The organism is Serratia sp. BIGb0163 (genome assembly GCF_024809935.1).
Lineage (GTDB): Bacteria > Pseudomonadota > Gammaproteobacteria > Enterobacterales > Enterobacteriaceae > Serratia > Serratia quinivorans.
The window spans coordinates 1-20,630 of record NZ_JANUDZ010000011.1 but is presented as its reverse complement, the minus strand read 5'-3'; the positions used below and the strand labels follow the sequence as shown (position 1 = coordinate 20,630).

Here is a 20,630-nt window from a genome sequence, read left to right as displayed (position 1 = left end):
GAATTGTTACTGTGCGCCTGATTATCACGCTATTGCTCGGTTGTTTACTGTCTCAACCGGTGCTGGCCGCCGCGGTGCCTACCGAAACACAGCTCAAGCAAGAGCTGAAGCAGGCGGAAGGCAACAAAAACGCGCCTAATCAGGCGGAAACCACTGAGGCGCTGCAAAGCGCCCTCAACTGGTTATCGGAACGCAAAGAGTCGCTGACGCGTGTTGAGCAGTATCAGCGGGTGATTGACGATTTCCCGAAGATGACGCAGGAACTGCGCCGTCAGTTGGTCATTGAAGAAAGCAAGATCCTGCCGAATGGCGACAACCTGCCGGCCAGCGATCTGGAGCAGCAGATCCTGCAGACCAGCAGCCTGCTGTTGGAACAGGCCCGTCTGCTGCAACAGGAGCAGGAGCGAACGCGGGAAATCAGCGACTCTCTCGGCCAATTGCCACAGCAGCAGACCGACGCTCGCCGGGCGCTGACGGAAGTGCAGCGCCGTCTGCAGGCTCAACCCGCTAACCCAACCACCCCGCATGCTCAGGCCGCACTGGCGCTATTGCAAACCGAAGCCGCTGCGCGCAAGGCCAAGGTCGATGAACTCGAGCTGGCACAACTGTCGGCCAATAATCGTCAGGAACTGGCGCGAATGCGCGCTGAGGTCTACAAAAAGCGCCACGAGAAGATCGACATCCAACTGCAGGCGCTGCGCAATAACCTCAATGCCCAGCGGCAACGTGAAGCCGAACTGGCACTGGAAAAAACCGAACAGTTGGCCGAGCAGAACGGTGACCTGCCAAAAAGCATCAGCCGGCAGCTACAGATCAACCGTGAGCTTTCCGCCGCGTTGAACAATCAGGCCCAGCGCATGGATCTGATCTCATCCCAACAACGTCAGGCTGCCGCGCAAACGCTGCAGGTGCGCCAGGCATTAAGCACCATCATCGAACAGGCCCAATGGCTTGGCTCCTCGTCCGCACTGGGAGAAACCCTGCGCGCCCAGGTGGCGACGCTGCCGGAAATGCCCAAGCCACAGCAGTTGGACGGCGATATGGCTCAGTTGCGCGTACAGCGGCTGCAGTTTGAAAGCCAACTGGAGAAGCTCTCACAGCGGGAGTTTAAACGCGACGACGGTAGCGAACTGACCAGCGCGGAACGGCGTATCGTCGACGCCCAGTTGCGTACCCAGCGCGAACTGCTCAATTCACTGCTTTCCGGCTGCGATACCCAAATTCTCGAGCTGACCAAGCTGAAAGTGGCCAACACCCAGCTGATTGAGGCCCTGAACGAAATCCGGGACGCCACCCACCGTTATCTGTTCTGGGTGCCGGACATTAATCCGATCAACCTGTCCTACCCGATTAACGTGGCGCACGATCTCACTGTGTTACTGTCACTGGATACGCTGTCACAACTCGGCGGCGCCTTTATGATGATGGTGACCAGCAAGGAAACGCTAATCCCGATTTTCGGTGCCCTGCTGCTGGTGATTTTCAGCATCAGTTCCCGCAAGCACTACCACGCCTTCCTGACCCGGGCCAGCAGCCGGGTCGGCAAAGTTACCCAGGATGAGTTTTTCCTGACGGTTCGCACCGTGTTCTGGTCGATTCTGGTGGCGCTGCCACTGCCGGTGCTGTGGGCGGCGCTCGGTTTTGGCCTGCAGAGTGCCTGGAACTATCCGGTAGCCGAAGCCATCGGCAAGGGCGTCACCGCCACGCTGCCGATCTTGTGGGTCTGTATGATCTGCGCCGCCTTTGCCCACCCCCAGGGGCTGTTTATCGTGCACTTCCGCTGGCCGGTGAAGCAGGTTTCACGCGCCATGCGTTACTACAAGATGTCGATCTGGCTGATCGTGCCGCTGATCATGGCGCTGATTACCTTCGACAGCCTGAAAGAGCGCGAATTTGCCAGCACCCTCGGCCGGCTGTGCTTTATCTTGCTGTGTCTGGCATTGGCCCTGGTAACCAACAGCCTGAAACGTGCCGGCATCCCGCTGTATCTGGACAAGAAAGGCTCCGGCGAGAACATGGTCAACACCGCGCTGTGGGGGCTGCTGCTGTCGGCTCCGGTGCTGGCGGCGCTGGCCTCGGCCGTCGGTTACCTGACCACGGCGCAGGCGCTGCTGGCGCGTCTGGAAACCTCGGTAGCCATCTGGTTCTTCCTGTTGGTGATTTACCATATTATCCGTCGCTGGATGCTGATCCAACGGCGGCGCATCGCCTTCGACCGCGCCAAGCAGCGCCGCGCCGATATCCTGGCGCAGCGCGCCAGAGGCGAAGAGGAAACACCGCATACGCCTAACAGTACCGAAGGCTCGATGGACATGGATGATTCGGAGATCGATCTGGACACCATCAGCGCCCAGTCGCTGCGATTGGTGCGTTCGATCCTGACCATGATCGCGCTGGTGTCGGTGATCGTCCTGTGGTCGGAGATCCATTCCGCCTTCGCTTTCCTTGAAAACATCACCCTGTGGAACGTCAGCTCCACGGTTAACGGCGTGGATACCCCACACCCCATCACCCTGGGCGCGGTGCTGATCGCCATTTTAGTGCTGATCGTCACCATGCAGTTGGTGCGTAATCTACCGGCGCTGCTGGAGCTGGCGGTGCTGCAGCATCTGGATCTGACGCCGGGTACCGGCTATGCCATTACCACCATTACCAAGTACCTGCTGCTGCTGTTCGGCGCAGTACTGAGTTTTTCCTGGATCGGTATTGAGTGGTCGAAACTGCAATGGGTAGTGACCGCGCTCAGCGTGGGGTTGGGCTTTGGTATGCAGGAGATCTTCTCCAACTTTATCTCCGGCCTGATCATTTTGTTCGAAAAACCGATCCGCATTGGCGATACCGTGACGATCCGTAATCTGACCGGCAGCGTCACCAAGATCAACACCCGTGCCACCACCATTTCGGACTGGGATCGCAAAGAGATCATCGTGCCGAATAAGGCCTTTATCACCGAACAGTTCATTAACTGGTCGCTGTCGGATAACCTGACCCGTGTGGTATTGACCGTGCCGGCTCCTGGGGATGCCAACAGCGAAGAGGTGACCAAGATCCTGACCAACGCTGCCGAACGCTGTTCACTGGTGCTCGATACCCCCGCACCAGAGGTGTATTTGGTCGATCTGCAGCAGGGCATCCAGATCTTTGAGTTGCGTATCTATGCCGCCGAGATGGGCCACCGCATGCCGCTACGCCACGAGATCCATCAGTTGATTCTGGACGGTTATCGCGAGCACGGCATTACGCTGCCATACCCACCGTTCCAGGTACGCAGCGAGACGCTCTCACGCCTGACCAGCAATGGCCGCACACCGCCGTCCACCCCGCCGCCGAACACCAAACGCGAATCAGGCAGTCTGTAAGCGCAGAATGCAAAAAGGGTTCGGCCATGGCCGAACCCTTTTATCACCACAATATATCCTATGGCTTTCATGTTGCAGCTAGGCGCCCAGCTCGCTCATCCCCAGGCGCTTACTTCAGTAAGTAACTGGGGTGAGCGAGTGCAGGTAACAACGCTGCGGCTTGAAAGACGACGGATATATAGTTATGCGCGATCGACCGGGAACGCCAGCACTTCACTCAGGCTCTCGGCACCCAACGCCAACATCACCAAACGGTCAACCCCCAGCGCCACGCCAGAGCATTCAGGCATGCCGTGCTGCAAAGCATCCAGCAGGTTGTTATCAATCGGGTGCTGCGGCAAACCGCGTTCCGCACGCTTGCGGTTGTCCTGGGCAAAACGCTGCCCTTGTTCGCGGCTGTCCGTCAGTTCACGGAAGCCATTCGCCAGCTCAATGCCTTTGAAGTAAACCTCGAAACGCTCCGCCACCCGGTGATCCTCGGTACTGATCTCCGCCAGCGACGCCTGGCTGGCCGGGAAGTGATAAACGAACGCCGGTTTGTCACGGCCAATGTGCGGCTCCACGCCGACGGTGAACAGCAACTGCAGCAGCGTATCGCGATCTTCTTCCGTATCGGCAATGTTACTCAGATCCAGCTTGGCCGCCGCTTCACGCAGTTGTGCCTTCTCCGCTGACAGCGGATCGATATCCAGATGGCGCAGGAAAGCCTGCTGATAGGACAGGGTTTCCGCGCTGTCGCAATCCAGCACCTGCTGCAGCAGATCGTCCACCTCATTCATCAGACGGTACATGTCGTAATGCGGGCGGTACCACTCCAGCATGGTGAATTCCGGGTTGTGGTGACGGCCGGCTTCTTCATTACGGAAGCTGCGCCCCATCTGATAGATCGGACCGCTGCCCGCCGCCAGCAAGCGCTTCATGTGGTATTCCGGGCTGGTCATCATGTACAGCGTCAGGCCATCCGCCGCGCCGGGCCCGACGAAACGCGTCTGGAACGGGAACAGGTGGATATCGGTGACCGTCGCCTGGCTCATGGTTGGCGTCTCAACTTCCAATACGCCACGATCGGCGAAGAAACGCCGGATCTCAGTCAGGATCGCTGCGCGCTTCAACAAATTGGCGATGGGTGCACTTGGCTGCCAGCTTGCCGTTTCGCTCATGGTAATTACTCCGAAATCAAACAGGGGATGCAGTCTACTCGTATCCCGGCATGCAAACAAATTCTTAACAGGCCCTGGACTTTTAACCGCGACATTACCTGATAAATAGTTAGTAATAAGGTTAATAAAAGGTGAATAAACGTTAAATCCTGCCTGCGGTAAATTATCCTCCCGGCCGGCGGTTAAAAGGCAAAACAATCGATCACATCAAATTTCTTCTACTTAACTTTAGGTATAGTTAATTCCACATTATTGGTGGGAGATATCTATCCTTAGTATTAATGCAACGACAATAAACTCAGTTAGTTAGCACCCGAAGTTTTTTTATAAATATTAAGCATAGATATTTAATTTGCCGTTCTTAACAAGAATATTGGAGGAATGCAGTGCAAACCTTTAACGCCGATCTTGCCATTATTGGGGCCGGGGGTGCTGGTTTACGTGCAGCAATAGCCGCAGCGGAAGCCAACCCCCAACTGAAAATCGCGCTAATCTCAAAAGTCTACCCGATGCGCAGCCATACGGTGGCCGCTGAAGGAGGCTCCGCCGCCGTCACTCAGGATCACGATAGCTTCGACTACCACTTCAACGACACCGTTGCCGGTGGCGATTGGCTGTGTGAACAGGACGTGGTCGACCATTTCGTCCACAACTGCCCGCGCGAAATGACCCAGCTTGAGCAATGGGGTTGTCCATGGAGCCGTAAAGAGGACGGTTCAGTCAACGTACGTCGCTTCGGCGGCATGAAGATTGAACGCACCTGGTTCGCCGCCGACAAGACCGGCTTCCACATGCTGCACACCCTGTTCCAGACCTCGCTCAAATATCCGCAAATCCAGCGTTTCGACGAGCACTTCGTGCTGGATATTCTGGTAGATGACGGCCAGGCCCGCGGCCTGGTGGCGATGAACATGATGGAAGGCACCCGCGTGCAGATCCGTGCCAATGCGGTAGTCATGGCTACCGGCGGTGCCGGCCGCGTGTACCGCTACAACACCAACGGCGGTATCGTCACCGGTGATGGCATGGGCATGGCATTCCACCACGGCATACCTCTGCGTGATATGGAGTTCGTCCAATATCACCCTACCGGCCTGCCGGGCTCCGGTATCCTGATGACCGAAGGCTGCCGTGGCGAAGGCGGCATTCTGGTAAACAAAGACGGCTACCGCTACCTGCAGGACTACGGCATGGGGCCGGAAACCCCGCTGGGTGAGCCAAAGAACAAATACATGGAACTGGGCCCGCGCGACAAGGTTTCGCAGGCTTTCTGGCATGAATGGCGTGCCGGCCGTACCGTTGCTACCCCGCGCGGAGACGTGGTTTATCTCGACCTGCGCCACCTGGGTGAAAAGAAACTGCTGGAACGTCTGCCGTTCATCTGTGAACTGGCCAAGGCCTATGTCGGCGTCGACCCGGTGAAAGAGCCGATCCCGGTACGTCCGACCGCGCACTACACCATGGGCGGCATTGAAACCGATCAAAACTGCGAAACCCGTATCAAAGGGCTGTTTGCCGTCGGTGAATGTTCCTCCGTCGGCCTGCACGGCGCCAACCGTCTGGGTTCCAATTCGCTGGCGGAACTGGTGGTGTTCGGCCGGGTAGCCGGTGAACAAGCCGCTCGCCGCGCGCTGGAAACCGGCCCAGCCAACGGTAGTGCTCTGGATGCACAAGGGCGCGACGTCGAAACCCGCTTGAGCAACCTGATGAAACAGGAAGGCAACGAGAACTGGGCCAAAATCCGCGACGAGATGGGCATGTCGATGGAAGAAGGCTGCGGTATTTACCGCACGCCGGAACTGATGCAGAAAACCGTCGATAAACTGGCCGAGCTGAAAGAACGCTTCAAGCGCGTCAAAATTACCGACAGCTCCAGCGTGTTCAATACCGATCTGCTCTACACCATCGAGCTGGGTTACGGGCTGGACGTGGCCGAATGCATGGCGCATTCCGCCTTCAACCGTAAAGAATCCCGCGGTGCCCACCAGCGTCTGGACGAAGGCTGCACCGAACGTGACGACGTGAATTTCCTCAAGCATACGCTGGCGTTCCATAACCCGAACGGCGCACCACGCCTGGAATACAGCGACGTGAAGATCACCAAACTGCCACCGGCCAAACGTGTTTACGGCGCTGAAGCCGAAGCGCAGGATAAAAAGGATAAGGAGCAGGCAAATGGCTGAGATGAACACCCTGAAAATCGAGGTCATGCGCTATAACCCGGAACGCGACTCTGAGCCGCATTTCGAGACCTTCGCGGTGCCTTATGATGAGCAAACCTCGTTGCTCGACGCCCTGGGCTACATCAAGGATAACCTGGCCCCCGACCTTTCCTACCGCTGGTCATGCCGTATGGCGATCTGCGGCTCGTGCGGCATGATGGTCAACCGGGTGCCAAAGCTGGCCTGTAAAACTTTCCTGCGCGAGTACACCGGTGGCATGAAGGTTGAAGCGCTGGGCAATTTCCCGATTGAGCGCGATCTGGTGGTCGACATGACCCACTTTATCGAAAGTCTGGAGGCGATTAAGCCTTACATCATCGGCAATAACCGCAAACCGGAAGAAGGCCCTAACGTGCAGACTCCGGCGCAGATGGCCAAGTATCACCAGTTCTCCGGCTGCATCAACTGCGGTCTGTGTTATGCCGCTTGCCCGCAGTTCGGCCTGAACCCTGAGTTTATCGGCCCGGCGGCGATCACCCTGGCGCACCGCTACAATCTGGATAACCGCGACCACGGCCAGAAACAGCGTATGGCGCAGCTCAACGGTGACAATGGCGTCTGGAGCTGTACCTTTGTCGGTTACTGCTCTGAAGTATGTCCGAAGCACGTCGACCCGGCCGCTGCCATCCAGCAGGGCAAGGTGGAAAGTGCCAAAGACTTCATGATCGCCATGCTGAAGCCGCAATAAGGGAGATAAACAGCAATGACAACACAACGTAAGCCCTATGTGCGCACCATGACGCCGACCTGGTGGCAAAAGCTCGGCTTCTACCGTTTCTATATGCTGCGTGAAGGCACCTCGGTGCCGGCGGTCTGGTTCAGTATTGTGCTGATCTACGGCGTCTTTGCGCTAAAAGGCGGAGTGGACAGTTGGGCCGGTTTCGTCGGTTTTCTGCAAAACCCGCTGGTGCTGCTGATTAACTTCGTCGCGCTACTGGCCGCACTGCTGCATACCAAGACCTGGTTCGATTTGGCGCCGAAAGCCGCCAACATTGTGGTTAACAGCGAGAAAATGGGCCCGGGGCCAATAGTGAAAACGCTATGGGCGGTGACAATAGTTGCCAGCGTGGTCATTCTGGCCGTGGCCTTGGTGTAATCCGGAGGAAACATGATAAATCAAGCACCTAAACGCTCAGACGAACCGGTTTTCTGGGGATTATTCGGCGCCGGCGGCATGTGGGGAGCCATTATCGCCCCCGCCATAGTGCTGCTGGTCGGCATTCTGCTGCCATTGGGGTTATTCCCAGGCGATGCGCTGGGCTATGACCGCGTACTGGCCTTCTGCCAGAGCCTGATCGGCCGCCTGTTCCTGTTGCTGATGATTATCCTGCCGCTGTGGTGCGGTCTGCACCGTATCCACCATGCGATGCACGATTTGAAAATCCATGTGCCGGCCGGCAAATGGGTCTTCTACGGCCTGGCTGCCATCCTCAGCGTAGTGACCGTGATCGGCGTAGTAACCTTGTAAATCTCTTCTGGCGGCCACTTCCGTTGGCCGCCTTTTACATCTCTTAATGACTGCTGAACTTCAGCCCGAGTATGCCGACAACGATCAGGCACAGGCTGAGAATGCGTGCGATATTGGTTGATTCGCCCAGTAGCACCATCCCCATAATCGCGGCACCTACCGCACCAATACCGGTCCAGACCGCGTAGGCCGTGCCGGCCGGCAGCGTTTTCATGGCGTGCGCCAGCAACAGCATACTGACCACCATGGCGGCAATAGTGATAAGGCTGGGGGTCAGACGGGTAAAACCGTGGGTGTATTTCAAACCGATAGCCCACACTACTTCAAGCAAACCGGCAATAAGCAGAATAATCCAAGCCATGAACAGGCTCCATTACGTTGGGGTCGTCCCCGGATACAGATGCGTAAACAGGTCGTCCCGTTTAGCGTTGTGATATGCCCGGAGATTATACCTGCAGCCAGGGAGGATAACAGCACAAAGGTGCCTGCCGGGAAAGGCTCAGCGGAGAAAGCGGTATCCCACGACGATGCCCTTTTGCGGCCGTTCGCGGAATACCGCAGAAATCAGCAAGGTGGGTTATTCCGCGCTACGCTGGATGGCCTTACCACCAGCCTGAATATCTTCGCCCACGCCTTGAGTGGTATTGCATGCGGTCAATGAGGCCAAGAACATCAAAGAGAAAATCGCGATAATACTTTTCTTCAGCATATGAAAGCCCTTATTTGTCAGTGATGAAAAAGTACGGCTTTCTAAGCTTAGTAAATATCAGCGAGAGTTGCTGTTTAGAATGGTCTTATTTCGCACTAATACATTAGTGCATTTGATACTTATTAACTGGCCGTACGCGAGATAGCGCCGCCAAGATGCTGAACGTCTTCACCGAATCCACGGAAAGTATTACATCCGCTAAGGGACATCAGTAGCAACAGGGAGATAACGGCCAACAGAGTTTTCTTCATTATGCAGATTCTGCCAACAATTTGCGGGGATAAAACAAAGGAGCCCAACGAGGCTCCTTTGTATTGAAACTTATTTTACGCGTGATACGTATTCGCCAGAGCGGGTGTCAACACGGACAACTTCGCCAATCTGCACGAACAATGGCACTTTAACCACGGCGCCGGTGCTCAGGGTCGCAGGCTTGCCGCCGGTACCGGCAGTATCGCCTTTCAGGCCAGGATCGGTATCAGTGATTTCAGCTTCGATGAAGTTCGGTGGCTGAACAGCGATAGGACGACCGTCCCACAGGGTAACGATACATTCTGCGTTATCTTGCAGCCATTTTGCTGCGTCAGATACGGTTTTCTCTTCAACACCGTGCTGCTCGAAAGTCTCAGGGTGCATGAAGTGGTAGAACTCACCGTCGTTGTACAGGTAGTTCATGTTGGTATCTACAACGTCTGCACCTTCGCAAGAGTCAGTAGATTTAAAGGTTTTCTCTACACGGCTGCCGGTCAGCAGGCGACGCATTTTAACGCGCGCAAACGCCTGGCCCTTGCCCGGCTTAACAAACTCACTGGATTCGATAGCGTAAGGCTCGCCCTCGAACATGATTTTAAGACCCGGACGGAAATCGTTGCTAGAATAAGTCGCCATGATGGCCCTCTGAATATTTAAACTGGTAGCTTAGCCAAAAAAATGGCACACATTATAACCCAAAATACGGCATATAGAGAAGATTGGTTGCATCAACTCGCCGATGTTATTACCGATCCCGATGAATTACTGCAGCTTTTGTCACTGAATACGCATCCGGAATTGCCACAGGGCCGTGAAGCCCGTCGGTTGTTTGCGCTGCGCGTCCCCCGCTCTTTCGTAGCCCGCATGCAGCCTGGCGATGCCAATGACCCGCTGCTGCGCCAGGTTCTGACTGCCAGCGAAGAATTCATCAATGCGCCTGGCTTCACCACCGATCCGCTTGATGAACAGCGTAGCGTAGTGCCGGGGCTGCTGCATAAATACCGTAATCGTGCTTTGCTGCTGGTTAAGGGCGGCTGTGCGGTCAACTGCCGCTACTGCTTCCGCCGCCATTTTCCGTATCAGGACAACCAGGGCAATAAGGCCAACTGGCGTCAGGCGCTGGATTATATCCGCCAACACCCGGAACTCGATGAGATTATTTTCTCGGGTGGCGATCCGCTGATGGCAAAAGACCATGAGCTGGACTGGCTAATCGGTGAACTGGAAGCCATTGAGCATCTAAAACGTCTGCGTATTCACACCCGCTTGCCGGTGGTTATCCCCGCGCGAATTACACCGGAGCTGTGCCGGCGGCTGTCGGCATCGCGCCTGCAGGTGCTGATGGTCACGCACATCAACCATGCCAATGAGATTGACCGCGAACTGCAGGCCAGCATGGCGCAACTGCGTCTGGCTGGCGTCACGCTACTGAATCAAAGCGTGCTGCTGCGCGGTATCAATGACGATGCCGATACGCTGGCGGCACTGAGCAACGCGTTGTTTGACGCAGGCATTCTGCCTTATTACATCCACGTACTGGATAAGGTGCAGGGGGCTGCACACTTTATGGTCAGTGATGATGAGGCACGCACTATCATGCAAGCGCTGCTGGGCAAGATTTCCGGCTATATGGTGCCACGCTTGACCCGTGAGGTCGGCGGTAAGCCAAGCAAAACCCCTCTCGATCTGCACCTGATGCAAGACTGATTAGCGGTATATTGCAGATACAAAAAGAGGCATGCCGGAGCATGCCTCTTTTTTATGTTACGCGTTGTTCATTAGGCCGTTACGGGCACTTATAAACCTGGCCGGCCATTTTGCTGTCCAGCGGAGCAAAGCTTGAAAGCAGGTTCTGACTTGGGCTGGTTGCGCCGTAAATCACATTGCCGCCCATCGCCGCTGCCTTGTTACGCAGATCGTTTGCCGCACCGCGCATGGAGCTGCCTTCACCACCGTTACCGGACAACCAGTTGCTCTGGGTACCCGTCACTTCGCCCACCAGCTGGCATTCTGCTGCCGGTTTGGTGTCGGTAAATTTAACCTGCTGGCCTGCGGCGGACAGTTCATTGGTGCTGCTGCAGCCTGCCAGCAGCACGGCTGCCGAAAGACCCAGTAAGGCTTTAATCCGCATCTTGTTCCCCATATGATATTGAGAATTCCGCAAAAGCTTATCAGAAAGCGTTGCCATCTCTTAAGCATCCGTTGCCACTGGTAGCTGGCCAACGTCTTGAGCGACGGCTGATGAACTATCAGTTTACCAGCTAAATCAGCCCGGTCTGCAAAAATATCATCAAATGCCGTGCGACAAAGCACGCAAATAAAAAGCCCCGACCAATTGGCCGGGGCTTCTGCACACGCAAGCGTGGGGGATGATTACATCATGCCGCCCATGCCGCCCATGCCACCCATACCGCCAGCGCCACCTAAATCAGGTGCGTCGCCTTTTGGCAGGTCGGTTACCATGCACTCGGTGGTGATCATCAGGCCAGCCACAGAAGCCGCGTACTGCAGAGCAGAACGGGTTACTTTGGTTGGATCCAGGATACCCATCGCGATCATGTCGCCGTATTCTTCAGTTGCTGCGTTGTAACCGTAGTTACCTTCGCCCGCTTTCACGGTGTTGGCAACAACAGATGGCTCTTCGCCGCAGTTCAGAACGATCTGACGCAGTGGTGATTCCATTGCGCGCAGCGCAACTTTGATACCCACGTTCTGATCTTCGTTCACGCCACGCAGTTCGCTCAGTTTGGACGCTGCACGAATCAGTGCAACACCACCACCAGCAACCACGCCTTCTTCTACTGCAGCACGGGTTGCGTGCAGAGCATCTTCAACGCGAGCTTTCTTCTCTTTCATTTCAACTTCGGTAGCAGCACCGACTTTGATTACCGCAACGCCGCCAGCCAGTTTCGCTACGCGCTCTTGCAGTTTTTCACGGTCGTAATCAGAAGTTGCTTCTTCGATCTGCTGACGGATCTGGGACACACGGCCCTGAATCGCAGGTTCTTCACCATTACCATCGATGATGATAGTGGTGTCTTTGTTGATAACGATGCGTTTGGCCGTACCCAGATCTTCCAGGGTAGTTTTTTCCAGCTCCAGGCCGATCTCTTCAGAGATAACGGTACCGCCAGTCAGGGTAGCGATGTCCTGCAGCATAGCTTTACGACGGTCGCCGAAACCAGGTGCTTTAACCGCAGCCACTTTCACGATGCCGCGCATGGTGTTAACCACCAGGGTAGCCAGCGCTTCGCCTTCAACATCTTCAGCAATGATCAGCAGTGGTTTGCCGGCTTTTGCCACGGCTTCCAGTACTGGCAGCATTTCACGGATGTTGGAGATTTTTTTGTCAGCCAGCAGGATGAACGGGCTTTCCAGCTCGATAGAACCGGTTTCTGGCTTGTTGATGAAGTACGGAGACAGGTAACCGCGGTCGAACTGCATCCCTTCAACAACGTCCAGCTCGTCTTGCAGGCCGGTGCCTTCTTCAACGGTGATAACGCCTTCTTTGCCCACTTTTTCCATCGCTTCTGCAATCAGTTTACCCACGGTTTCGTCGGAGTTTGCAGAGATGGTACCTACCTGAGCAATGGCTTTGGAGTCGGAGCAAGGTACGGACAGTTTTTTCAGTTCTTCAACAGCGGCGATAACCGCTTTGTCGATACCGCGCTTCAGATCCATCGGGTTCATGCCGGCAGCCACTGCTTTGAGGCCTTCGGTGATGATGGATTGAGCCAGTACGGTTGCAGTGGTGGTACCGTCGCCCGCAGCGTCGTTCGCTTTAGAGGCAACTTCTTTCACCATCTGCGCACCCATGTTTTCGAACTTGTCTTCCAGTTCGATCTCACGAGCAACAGATACGCCATCTTTAGTGATGGTAGGAGCGCCGAAGGATTTATCCAGCACTACGTTACGGCCTTTCGGGCCCAGGGTCACTTTTACTGCATCAGCGAGAACATTCACGCCGCGGAGCATTTTCACGCGAGCGTCATTGCCGAATTTTACGTCTTTAGCTGCCATTGGTATTTCCCTTCAACTCGTTCAGTTCAGAAGATAAAGCGTTCTTACGCTTCAACAATTGCCAGAATGTCGCTTTCGGACATGATCAACACTTCTTCATTGTCGATCTTCTCTGCTTTCACGCCGTAACCGTCGTTGAAAATAACGATATCGCCAACTTTCACATCCAGTGGTTGGACGTTGCCGTTTTCCAGCACACGGCCTTTACCCACTGCCACTACTTCACCACGAGTAGATTTACCCGCTGCAGAGCCAGTCAGAACGATGCCGCCAGCAGATTTTGATTCAACTTCTTTGCGCTTGACGATAACGCGGTCATGCAATGGACGAATACTCATTGAACGCTCTCCTGTAAGAAGGTCTCTATCAGATTTAGGGTTGTCACCGGATTATGATTACCGGCCTCGTGGGATTTGAAATGGGGGCATTCCATCCCCCTTCAAGGGGGCAGCCAAAAAAATTTTCGCTTTTGATGGCAAAACTGAGCTACGGATACAAGAAACGCGGCCTGGGCCGCGTTTCTTTATCTGTCGTTAGGTTTGTCACGATCTTCAGGCTGGCTTCCCAGGGTATAACGATCGTCACTCTTACGTTGAAACTCACCGTCAAAAGTGTTGCCGTTGGCAGCATCACCACCCGTTCCCCAACCGCCAGGACGGTAGACGGAAAGATGCGGCATCAGCTTCAGCGTCAACGACTTCTGCACCGGCGGCAGCAGCAGCAACAGGCCAAGGAAGTCGGTAAAGAATCCCGGCACCAGCAGCAGGAAGCCCGCCAGTACCAGTGAAACGCTCTTCACCATTTCCGCCGCCGGGCTTTCACCCGCGGCCAGCTTCTGTTGCATCTGCATGAAAGTTTTCATGCCCTGATTACGCACCAGCGAAATGCCGACGCAGGAGGTAAACACCACCAACAACAGGGTGATCGCTACGCCCATGACGGCAGCGACTTTGATAAATAGCGATATTTCTATGTAAGCCAATAAAAATATCAGCAGTAACGGTAACCAGCGCACCTGGTTCTCCTCTGGCAGATCTACGTTGCCGCACAGTGGCGACAACGCGAAAAAGGGGCCGGTAAACGGCCGACCTAAATACAATGGGGTCAGCCGACGGCCATTTCAACCAAAGGCTCTTTTTTATTGCTAAAGTTAGTAAACGTGAATGAGATCACAGAACGGGAAACACGTGATTTTAGAAGGCTCAGAAGGTGATCTGGATTCAGTCATTTATTACTAACCAGCATATGATCTGGGCAGCAACGGGCACGGTGGTTAATCGTTTCACGCCTGAAGCCTTCGGCAACATAATTTGGTTACCTGACAATTAATTAATTCGGCAGCAATATAAAGAAGGTTCTCATGTCAAATAACATTCGTATCGAAGAAGACCTGTTAGGAACACGTGAAGTCCCCGCAGAAGCCTATTACGGTGTTCACACTCTGCGTGCGATTGAAAATTTTTATATCAGTAATAGCAAAATCAGTGACGTGCCCGAGTTTGTCCGTGGCATGGTGATGGTAAAAAAAGCCGCTGCGCTGGCGAACAAAGAACTAAAAACCATCCCACGCAAAATCGCCGATGTCATCATCCAGGCCTGTGATGAAGTGCTGGATAAAGGCAAATGCATGGATCAGTTCCCGGTAGACGTGTTCCAGGGCGGTGCAGGTACTTCGCTGAACATGAACACCAACGAAGTGCTGGCGAATATCGGTCTGGAACTGATGGGTCATCAGAAAGGCGAATACCAATACCTGAACCCTAACGATCACCTCAATAAATGCCAGTCCACCAACGACGCCTACCCTACCGGTTTCCGCATTGCGGTTTACGCTTCCAACCAAAAGCTGATCGACGCCATCAACCAACTGCGCGAAGGCTTTGACCACAAGGCCAAAGAGTTCGAAACCATCCTGAAAATGGGTCGTACCCAGTTGCAGGACGCGGTGCCTATGACACTGGGCCAGGAATTCCATGCGTTCAGCGTGTTGCTGAAAGAAGAAACCCGCAACCTGCATCGCACCGCCGAGCTGCTGCTGGAGGTGAACCTGGGTGCCACCGCTATCGGTACTGCCCTGAACACCCCGGAAGGCTATTCGCAGTTGGCGGTACAGAAACTGGCTGAAGTCAGCAACCTGCCGGTCGTGCCGGCCGAAGACTTGATCGAAGCCACCTCCGACTGCGGCGCCTACGTTATGGTGCACAGCGCACTGAAACGTTTGGCGGTCAAACTGTCCAAAATCTGTAACGACCTGCGCCTGCTGTCTTCAGGCCCGCGCGCCGGTCTGAACGAAATCAACCTGCCGGAACTGCAGGCCGGCTCCTCCATCATGCCTGCCAAGGTCAACCCGGTGATCCCGGAAGTGGTCAATCAGGTATGTTTCAAGGTGATTGGCAACGACACTTGCGTTACCATGGCGGCCGAAGCAGGCCAGCTGCAGTTGAACGTAATGGAACCGGTAATTGGCCAGGCCATGTTTGAGTCAATCCATATCCTGACCAACGCCTGCTATAACCTGCTGGAAAAATGCATTAACGGCATCACCGCGAACAAAGAAGTGTGTGAGCACTACGTGTTCAATTCCATCGGTATCGTCACCTATCTGAACCCGTTCATTGGCCACCACAATGGTGACATCGTCGGGAAGATCTGTGCTGAAACCGGCAAGAGCGTACGCGAAGTGGTGCTGGAACGCGGTCTGTTGACCGAAGCCGAGCTGGATGACATCTTCTCCGTGGAGAACCTGATGCACCCAGCCTATAAAGCCAAACGCTATACGGATGAAAATGAACAATAACAGACACACCCGGTAGCCCAAAAAGGCACGCTAAATCCTCTGGATAGCGTGCCTTTTTACTTTCCATCGCCCACAAAATTTTAACTTTTTATTTTCAAATAATCTTATTTTAAGGAGTAGACACTATGTTAGCCGTAGAATTGGTTATCGTTCTGCTGGCCATTTTTTTAGGGGCCAGGCTGGGCGGTATCGGAATTGGATTTGCAGGAGGGCTGGGGGTTTTAGTCCTGGCGCTGATTGGCGTGAAGCCGGGCAGCATTCCGTTCGACGTGATATCCATCATCATGGCCGTCATTGCCGCGATCTCGGCAATGCAGGTCGCCGGTGGCATGGATTATCTGGTTCAGCAAACGGAAAAACTGCTGCGCAAGAACCCTAAGCACATCACCATTCTGGCACCGATCGTCACCTATTTTCTGACCATCTTCGCCGGTACTGGCAACATTTCGCTTTCCGCTCTGCCCGTGATTGCAGAAGTGGCGAAAGAACAGGGCATCAAACCTTGCCGCCCGTTGTCTACCGCCGTGGTCTCCGCCCAGATTGCCATTACCGCCTCGCCAATTTCCGCAGCGGTAGTCTACATGTCCTCAGTAATGGAAGGTCACGGCGTCAGCTACCTGCACCTGCTGATGGTGGTGATGCCTTCGACCTTCTGCGCCGTGGTACTGATGTCGCTGCTGGTAAGCTGGCTGTTTGACTCCAAACTGTCTGACGATCCGGTTTACCTGAAACGCCTTGAAGAAGGCCTGGTCACCCTGCGCGGCAACAAAGTGATGGAAATCAAACCGCGCGCCAAAGTCTCGGTGTTGCTGTTCCTGCTGGGCGTGCTGTGCGTGGTGGCCTACGCCATTATCAACAGTCCGGGTCTGGGCCTGGTGGCCAAACCCTTGATGAACACCACCAACGCGATTTTGATCATCATGCTGAGCGTCGCCACCCTGACCACCTTACTGTGTAAAGTCGATACCGATATGGTACTCAACTCCAGCACCTTTAAGGCCGGCATGAGCGCCTGTATCTGTATTCTGGGCGTGGCCTGGCTGGGTGACACCTTTGTGCAGGCCAACATCGACTGGATCAAAGATACCGCAGGCAGCGTGATCCAATCACACCCGTGGTTGTTGGCGGTGATTTTCTTCTTCTGCTCGGCGCTGCTGTACTCTCAGGCCGCCACCGCCAAGGCGCTGATGCCAATGGCACTGGCGCTGAACGTCTCGCCATTGACCGCCGTCGCGTCCTTTGCCGCCGTCTCCGGGCTGTTTATCCTGCCGACCTACCCTACGCTGGTCGCCGCGGTACAGATGGATGACACCGGCACCACACGTATCGGCCGCTTTGTGTTTAACCACCCGTTCTTTATTCCCGGCACCATCGGGGTGATATTGGCGGTGCTGTTCGGCTTCCTGCTGGGCAGCGTCATGCTGTAATGCTTTCACCGGGGCTACGGCCCCGGTTTCCCCAACCCGCCCCACTGGCGATAAACTCGCCTTCTAGCCGACCGTCCTTCAAGGTATAGTGCCCACTGATAATCTCGATGAGAGGGCTGAAGATGTCTGATTGCGAAGCTGTCGTCATACTCTGCACCGCACCCGATGAAGCCACGGCTCAAGACCTGGCGGCCCGGGTTTTGGGGGAAAAGCTGGCGGCCTGTGTCACGCTGCTGCCCGGCGCGTCATCGTTATATTACTGGGAAGGGAAACTGGAACAGGAGTACGAAGTGCAGATGCTGTTTAAAAGCCAACGCAGCCATCAAGACGCCCTGCTCAACTACCTGAAACAACATCACCCGTATCAAACGCCCGAGCTGCTGGTGCTGCCGGTGATGGCTGGAGATAAAGACTACCTGTTATGGATCAACGCCTCATTAAATTGATATTCCTGCTTTGCAGCCTGTTTTTTTTGCCACAGGCGGCTCAGGCATCGCTGTTCGCCCCTAACGGCGGCACCCAATTCGTGCCGGTCGATCAAGCGTTTGCCTTCGATTTTAAGCAGCAAGACCACCAGCTGACGCTGAACTGGCAAATTCGCCCCGGTTATTACCTCTATCGCCAGCAAATCAAGCTGGTGCCGCAGCAGGCAAGGTTAGGCTCCTTTGAGCTACCGGCCGGGCTGAGCCACAAGGATGAATTCTTCGGCGAAGTCTCTATTTTCAAACAACAGCTGAATCTGGCGATCCCACTGCAGCAGGCCACCAGCGGCGCCAGCCTGAGCGTGACTTATCAGGGCTGCGCCGAAGCAGGTTTCTGCTATCCGCCGGAAACGCGGGTGATCCCGCTGGATGCGGTGAGTGCCACAACCGCACTGCCAGTCAGCGCACCAGAAGAACCGGCGCCGGCCAGTCTGCCGTTCTCCCCCCTGTGGGCACTGCTGATTGGCATTGGCATTGCTTTCACCCCCTGCGTGTTGCCGATGTATCCACTGATTTCCGGCATCATTCTTGGGCGTGAAAAACCGCACAGCAGCGGACGTATACTGGCACTGGCGGTGGTTTACGTGCAGGGCATGGCGTTAACCTACACTGTGCTGGGTTTGGTGGTTGCCGCCGCCGGCTTGCAATTCCAGGCAGCGCTGCAACATCCGTATGTGCTCATCGGCCTGTCAGTGCTGTTTATCGCGCTGGCACTGTCGATGTTCGGTCTGTATTCGCTGCAGTTACCTTCTTCACTGCAAACCCGGCTGGCGGGCTGGAGCAATAGCCAACAAGGCGGTTCGCTGCCTGGCGTATTCCTGATGGGCGCGCTGGCCGGGCTGATTTGCTCCCCTTGCACCACAGCGCCGCTTAGCGCCATCCTGTTGTACATTGCCCAAAGCGGCAATATGTGGGCCGGCGGTGGCACTTTGTATCTGTATGCGCTGGGGATGGGCATCCCGCTGGTGCTGGTGACCCTGTTCGGTAACCGTCTGTTGCCACGCAGTGGCCCATGGATGCAGTATGTCAAAGAGGCGTTCGGCTTTGTGATCCTGGCGCTGCCGGTATTCCTGCTGGAACGAGTGATCGGTGATGTGTGGGGACTACGGCTGTGGAGCCTGCTTGGCCTGGCGTTCTTCGGCTGGGCCTTCGCGCTGAGCCTGAAGACTTCCCGCGGCTGGGTACGGGCATTGCAATTACTGCTGCTGGCTGCGGCCGTCATTGCTGCGCGACCGCTGCAAGACTGGGCCTTTGGCATCAGCAGCGCACAGCAGGCAGCGGTACAACACCTGAACTTCACGCGTATCAGTAATGTAGATCAGCTCAATGCTGCACTGCAGCAGGCGCAGGGGAAACCGGTGATGCTGGATCTGTACGCCGACTGGTGCGTCGCTTGCAAGGAGTTCGAGAAATATACCTTTAGCGATACGCGTGTTCAGGCCGCGCTTGCCAACACCGTGCTGCTGCAGGCGGATGTCACGGCCAACAATGCCGAGCAGGTCGCGCTCCTTAAACACCTGAAAGTCCTGGGATTGCCAACTATTCTGTTCTTTAACGGCACGGGGCAAGAGTCAACCAGCCAACGGGTTACCGGATTTATGGATGCCGCGGCATTCAACGCGCATTTGCAGAAAACGGTGCAATAAATAACACTGAGGATCGGAACCGAATTTGGAGGAAGCACAAGTGCAACGTGAACACGTCCTTGATACGGCACTGGGGCTGTTGGAACAACAGGGCCTGGCGACCACCACACTGGAAATGCTGGCGGATAAACTCGATGTGCAGCCGGGCGACCTGAAACGGTTCTGGCCGGATCGTGAAGCGCTGCTGTATGACTGCCTGCGCTATCATGGTCAGCAAATTGACACCTGGCGTCGCCAGTTGCTGCTGGACGAGACTCTAAGCCCACAGCAAAAACTGTTGGCGCGCTATGACGTTTTGGCAGAGTACGTCAAACACGACCGCTATCCCGGCTGTTTGTTTATCGCTGCCTGCAGCTTTTTCCCGGAGGTGGATCACCCTATTCACCAATTGGCAGAGCAACAGAAGCTGACATCGCTGGATCTGACCCGCGATTTGCTGCGTGAAATGGATGCCGATGACGCCGATATGGTGGCACAACAGATGGAGCTGATTCAGGAAGGTTGCCTGAGCAAACTGCTGATAAAACGCCAGCTACAGGACGTTTCCGTGGCCAAGCGGCTGGCGGAAGACATCTTGCAGGTAGCTCAGTGCCGCAGAAACGGGGCGTTAAGTTAATTCAGTGTGCGGCGGTGCACCGCCGCCGCAGAATTTTGGCCAATCCGGCGCAATTTTTGCGCCCTTTGACCGAAAAGCCAGCAACCAGACGCGTTTCACCTGATTTCATTCATAAAGCCGTTGACTGCCTTCGGCCAATACGGTTTAATGCTGCGCGTTGCCCGGATAGCTCAGTCGGTAGAGCAGGGGATTGAAAATCCCCGTGTCCTTGGTTCGATTCCGAGTCCGGGCACCATATTTAGAAGAACCCGCCTATGGCGGGTTTTTTGCTTTTCAGGAGTGGGACTCTTCATCGAACAAGTTCGATTATTCGGCCGAAGGCCTCACCCTGCGGGCCAACGCTGAAGCGTTGTTCAACTCGGCGTAAACGCCGGTTGTCCGAGTCCGGGCACCATATTTAGAAGAACCCGCCTATGGCGGGTTTTTTGCTTTTCAGGAGTGGGACTCTTCATCGAACAAGTTCGATTATTCG

20 protein-coding genes and 1 tRNA gene are annotated in these 20,630 nt (G+C 55.2%); 12 read left to right on the top strand and 9 right to left on the bottom strand.

From position 1 onward, the window contains the following. Positions 1–11: 11 nt before the first annotated feature. Positions 12–3,359 (top strand): miniconductance mechanosensitive channel MscM, encoded by a 3,348-nt coding sequence (gene mscM / locus M2406_RS24680; protein WP_012004884.1) that lies wholly within the window; start codon positions 12–14, stop codon positions 3,357–3,359. A gap of 182 nt (positions 3,360–3,541) precedes the next feature. Here the strand turns inward: mscM and epmA are convergent, their stop codons facing one another. Further along, positions 3,542–4,519 (bottom strand): elongation factor P--(R)-beta-lysine ligase, encoded by a 978-nt coding sequence (gene epmA / locus M2406_RS24675; protein ID WP_012004883.1) that lies wholly within the window; start codon positions 4,517–4,519, stop codon positions 3,542–3,544. 386 nt (positions 4,520–4,905) lie between these two features. Between epmA and frdA the strand changes: the two genes are divergently transcribed. Genes frdA through frdD form a run of 4 tightly spaced genes read left to right on the top strand, consistent with a single transcriptional unit; the run spans position 4,906 to position 8,209 of the window. Then, positions 4,906–6,702 carry a fumarate reductase (quinol) flavoprotein subunit gene (gene frdA, locus M2406_RS24670; protein WP_012004882.1) on the top strand — a complete coding sequence of 599 codons (1,797 nt, stop codon included), beginning with the start codon at positions 4,906–4,908 and terminating at the stop codon, positions 6,700–6,702. After that, the gene (locus M2406_RS24665; RefSeq protein ID WP_259191771.1) at positions 6,695–7,429 is read left to right on the top strand and encodes a succinate dehydrogenase/fumarate reductase iron-sulfur subunit; all 735 of its coding nucleotides are present in this window, start codon (positions 6,695–6,697) and stop codon (positions 7,427–7,429) included. Before frdA ends, M2406_RS24665 begins: the two co-directional genes overlap by 8 nt. A 15-nt stretch (positions 7,430–7,444) precedes the next feature. Further along, complete coding sequence (gene frdC, locus M2406_RS24660) at positions 7,445–7,837, top strand: fumarate reductase subunit FrdC (protein WP_017891351.1); 393 nt, start codon at positions 7,445–7,447, stop codon at positions 7,835–7,837. A 12-nt stretch (positions 7,838–7,849) separates the two neighbouring features. Next, on the top strand, positions 7,850–8,209 hold the full coding sequence (frdD, locus tag M2406_RS24655; protein ID WP_085119381.1) for a fumarate reductase subunit FrdD: 360 nt from the start codon (positions 7,850–7,852) through the stop codon (positions 8,207–8,209). A 43-nt stretch (positions 8,210–8,252) separates the two neighbouring features. Here the strand turns inward: frdD and sugE are convergent, their stop codons facing one another. From sugE to efp, 4 genes are all read right to left on the bottom strand, one after another. Further along, a complete protein-coding gene (gene sugE / locus M2406_RS24650; protein WP_017891350.1) occupies positions 8,253–8,570 on the bottom strand; it encodes a quaternary ammonium compound efflux SMR transporter SugE in 318 nt (105 codons plus the stop codon). A 216-nt stretch (positions 8,571–8,786) separates the two neighbouring features. Continuing rightward, entirely contained in the window at positions 8,787–8,918 is a 132-nt protein-coding gene (locus M2406_RS24645; protein WP_012004877.1) for an entericidin A/B family lipoprotein, read from the bottom strand. Between the two features lie 122 nt (positions 8,919–9,040). Continuing rightward, positions 9,041–9,169, bottom strand: a complete 129-nt coding sequence (locus M2406_RS24640; protein ID WP_012004876.1) for an entericidin A/B family lipoprotein — start codon at positions 9,167–9,169, stop codon at positions 9,041–9,043. Between the two features lie 70 nt (positions 9,170–9,239). Next, entirely contained in the window at positions 9,240–9,806 is a 567-nt protein-coding gene (efp, locus tag M2406_RS24635; RefSeq protein WP_004952647.1) for an elongation factor P, read from the bottom strand. Between the two features lie 42 nt (positions 9,807–9,848). Between efp and epmB the strand changes: the two genes are divergently transcribed. After that, positions 9,849–10,877 carry an EF-P beta-lysylation protein EpmB gene (gene epmB, locus M2406_RS24630; RefSeq protein ID WP_012004875.1) on the top strand — a complete coding sequence of 343 codons (1,029 nt, stop codon included), beginning with the start codon at positions 9,849–9,851 and terminating at the stop codon, positions 10,875–10,877. 79 nt (positions 10,878–10,956) lie between these two features. On the opposite strand, the gene M2406_RS24625 is transcribed toward epmB, so the two are convergent. The 4 genes from M2406_RS24625 to M2406_RS24610 all read right to left on the bottom strand — a co-directional run bounded on the left by M2406_RS24625 (position 10,957) and on the right by M2406_RS24610 (position 14,205). Next, positions 10,957–11,301, bottom strand: coding sequence for a DUF4156 domain-containing protein (locus M2406_RS24625; RefSeq protein ID WP_012004874.1), 345 nt, complete (start codon positions 11,299–11,301; stop codon positions 10,957–10,959). A 242-nt stretch (positions 11,302–11,543) separates the two neighbouring features. Further along, positions 11,544–13,190 (bottom strand): chaperonin GroEL, encoded by a 1,647-nt coding sequence (gene groL / locus M2406_RS24620; protein ID WP_012004873.1) that lies wholly within the window; start codon positions 13,188–13,190, stop codon positions 11,544–11,546. Between the two features lie 44 nt (positions 13,191–13,234). Next, on the bottom strand, positions 13,235–13,528 hold the full coding sequence (locus M2406_RS24615) for a co-chaperone GroES (protein ID WP_012004872.1): 294 nt from the start codon (positions 13,526–13,528) through the stop codon (positions 13,235–13,237). Between the two features lie 185 nt (positions 13,529–13,713). Further along, positions 13,714–14,205 carry an FxsA family protein gene (locus tag M2406_RS24610; protein ID WP_017891348.1) on the bottom strand — a complete coding sequence of 164 codons (492 nt, stop codon included), beginning with the start codon at positions 14,203–14,205 and terminating at the stop codon, positions 13,714–13,716. Between the two features lie 345 nt (positions 14,206–14,550). On the opposite strand from M2406_RS24610, the gene aspA reads away from it, so the two are divergent. The 6 genes from aspA (at position 14,551) to M2406_RS24580 (ending at position 20,393) form a co-directional block, all read left to right on the top strand. Then, entirely contained in the window at positions 14,551–15,987 is a 1,437-nt protein-coding gene (gene aspA / locus M2406_RS24605; protein ID WP_017891347.1) for an aspartate ammonia-lyase, read from the top strand. A gap of 125 nt (positions 15,988–16,112) precedes the next feature. Continuing rightward, positions 16,113–17,414: an anaerobic C4-dicarboxylate transporter gene (locus tag M2406_RS24600; protein ID WP_012004869.1), complete on the top strand. Its 1,302-nt coding sequence runs from the start codon at positions 16,113–16,115 to the stop codon at positions 17,412–17,414. Between the two features lie 122 nt (positions 17,415–17,536). Further along, positions 17,537–17,860 (top strand): divalent cation tolerance protein CutA, encoded by a 324-nt coding sequence (cutA, locus tag M2406_RS24595; protein WP_012004868.1) that lies wholly within the window; start codon positions 17,537–17,539, stop codon positions 17,858–17,860. Further along, on the top strand, positions 17,836–19,542 hold the full coding sequence (locus M2406_RS24590; protein WP_259191767.1) for a protein-disulfide reductase DsbD: 1,707 nt from the start codon (positions 17,836–17,838) through the stop codon (positions 19,540–19,542). Before cutA ends, M2406_RS24590 begins: the two co-directional genes overlap by 25 nt. Positions 19,543–19,582: 40 nt before the next feature. Continuing rightward, the gene (locus tag M2406_RS24585; RefSeq protein ID WP_041418443.1) at positions 19,583–20,158 is read left to right on the top strand and encodes a transcriptional regulator; all 576 of its coding nucleotides are present in this window, start codon (positions 19,583–19,585) and stop codon (positions 20,156–20,158) included. Between the two features lie 159 nt (positions 20,159–20,317). Continuing rightward, positions 20,318–20,393: transfer RNA gene (locus tag M2406_RS24580), tRNA-Phe, on the top strand. Positions 20,394–20,630: the final 237 nt, after the last annotated feature.